At 60.2% G+C, this 1,672-nt stretch carries 2 protein-coding genes; both read left to right on the forward strand.

Going from position 1 to position 1,672, the window contains the following annotated elements:
- Positions 1-21 precede the first annotated feature (21 nt).
- Positions 22-1,077, forward strand: a complete 1,056-nt coding sequence (locus WBB85_RS00740) for a hypothetical protein (protein WP_432636705.1) — start codon at positions 22-24, stop codon at positions 1,075-1,077.
- Positions 1,078-1,220: 143 nt separating this feature from the next.
- A partial coding sequence (locus WBB85_RS00745; protein WP_432636706.1) for a hypothetical protein occupies positions 1,221-1,672 on the forward strand: 452 nt, incomplete at its 3' end.

The following is a 1,672-nucleotide window of genomic DNA, read 5'->3' on the forward strand; positions in this document are numbered from 1 at the left end:
AAGAAGACTGGTGGCGTCTGAATGTGCGCGGTGGCTCCCATTTCCACATCGAACCCGATGCTTTTTGGCGTTCTAAAACATGCCCACCCGAGCGAGCCTGCTCCAGGCAAGCATGTCTGGATGGACGAAAACGGCGTGCTGCGCAAAGAGACGGCCGGACGGCTCACCCGCTCCAACTATTTTCTGTGTGGAGCGGCTGACCTGACGGGATTTGCAGACCGTTATCTGTCGCTGCCCGCATCCGTCCACCTGACAGCCGGTATTGCGTCTGGGGTGTCAGAGGCGCTCGTGCTGCCGAGCCACGCAGCTGGAAACGGTGTGATCGCCCGGACGAACGAATACTTTCGCCACCCTGCCGGAAACGCCCTTTTGACCATCGACTGCGACCAGATCGGGGATCCGGATGCGGTTCGGGAGGAGCTGCTGAACGCCTTGCCCGGCCTGACCCGCGCCGCGATGGCTACGGCTTCCTCATCCTCCTCCAATCTAAGTTGGCCGGGTGGCGAAACAGGCGCGAAATCGCTGCATTGCTTCCTGATGGTGGCAGACGGTTCCGACGTACCACGCGCGCTCGAAGACGCCCACAAGCGCCTCGTGCTGAGTGGAGCGGGTCGGCACAAAGTCGCCACGGACGGTTCGTTCCTGGAACGCTCGATTGTGGATCTTCAGTTGCGTGTGCCATCGCAGCCGATCTTCCTGCGCGCTCATGTCTGTGACCCTGTGATGCAGACAAAGGATGTGCGCCTCTATGACGGTCTCGCACCGGTGGACAGCCGGGTTGCCATCCCGCCGCTGTCCGAGATCGAAGAAGCACGTCTGCGCAGCATGTTGCTTGAGGCACGCTCGCACCTGGCACCGGAAATGGCACGTGCGCGCAGCCTCTATACGGGCAAACGGGTCCAGGAAATGGTGGGCACGTGGCGTGCCGCAGGACCGCGCCCTGATGCAAATAAATCAGATGCTGAACACGCGCGCTCTTGGCCCTTCGATGCCGATAGTTCTGTCGAGCGGTGTTGCAGTGACTGTTGCGGACATTTTTGCCAATCCAGCGGCATTCCACCTCCAGACCTGCCGTGATCCGCTGGAACCCGAACGCGGTGGCAGGAGCCAGGCCAAGATTTACGCGATGCAGGATAAACCGTGCATTCGCTCATTCGCACAGGGTGGCCGCGTGTTCACCCTGACATCTCTATCAGATCGCGCTCGTCGGAGGATCTTCTGTGCTTGAAACCACAAATCACAACGACTGGCTTGAGGCCGAAATCACCCGGATTGCCGCTCTGCACAAGGGAGAACGCAACCCCGCTGTGGTCAAACTGGTCGCCGAGGCCAAGGCACGCGGCTATCCGCAAAAGAAGGCTGACGTGGACAAGATGGTCAAGGCTGCCTCCCGGGCCGCAAAAGACGACCGTTCAGAAATGACGAGTGAAGATGCCGCGCGCAGCCGGGAATTCACTCTGGAGCCAGGGGCTACGCGGCAGCCGCGATATGTACCTGCGCGCGCGGTGCCAATGGATCGACCCCGTAAATTATCATGTCATCTGGACCATCGCGCACTGGCGCGGCAAATTCTACAGTTGGATCGGGCCGAAGTGGATGCCGTTTCAAATTGGGCAGCTCGAGGCGATCATACACAACTGGCTGACCGACGAATGCTGTCTGAGGTTGGTGG

Source organism: Albidovulum sp. (assembly GCF_049646345.1).
In the GTDB taxonomy this organism is placed as follows: Bacteria; Pseudomonadota; Alphaproteobacteria; order Rhodobacterales; family Rhodobacteraceae; genus Albidovulum.